The organism is Odoribacter sp. N54.MGS-14, from assembly GCF_000980295.1.
GTDB classification, from domain to species: Bacteria; Bacteroidota; Bacteroidia; order Bacteroidales; family Marinifilaceae; genus Odoribacter; species Odoribacter splanchnicus.
In genome coordinates this window covers 1-626 of record NZ_LARL01000173.1, presented here as the reverse complement: position 1 = coordinate 626, position 626 = coordinate 1, and the positions used below count along the sequence as shown (strand labels likewise).

1 rRNA gene is annotated in these 626 nt (G+C 54.2%); it reads right to left on the bottom strand.

Annotated elements, in window-relative coordinates:
• Window positions 1–35: 35 nt before the first annotated feature.
• Window positions 36–626: ribosomal RNA gene (locus tag WS42_RS14930) — 23S ribosomal RNA — on the bottom strand; the annotation flags it as partial.

Genomic DNA, 626 nt, shown 5'->3' with positions numbered 1-626 from the left:
TGACATTTCCTTGAGATTCATTCTTCCTGCGATTCTTGGTCAAGCCCTCACCCGATTAGTAACAGTCAGCTCCATGCATTGCTGCACTTCCACCTCTGCCCTATCTACCTCGTCGTCTTCAAGGGGGTTTACTTCTTTCGAATGGGATATCTCATCTTGAGGGGGGCTTCACGCTTAGATGCCTTCAGCGTTTATCCCTTCCGGACTTGGCTACCCGGCCGTAGACTTGGCAGTCTAACCGGTACACCAGCGGTCCGTCCATCCCGGTCCTCTCGTACTAAGGACAGCTCCTCTCAGATATCCTACGCCCACGCCGGATAGGGACCGAACTGTCTCACGACGTTCTGAACCCAGCTCGCGTACCGCTTTAATGGGCGAACAGCCCAACCCTTGGGACCTACTACAGCCCCAGGATGCGATGAGCCGACATCGAGGTGCCAAACCACTCCGTCGATGTGAACTCTTGGGAGTGATAAGCCTGTTATCCCCAGGGTAGCTTTTATCCGTTGAGCGATGGCATTCCCACTTAATACCACCGGATCACTAAGCCCTACTTTCGTACCTGCTCCACCCGTCGGTGTCGCAGTCAAGCTCCCTTCTGCCTTTGCACTCTTCGAATGGTTTCC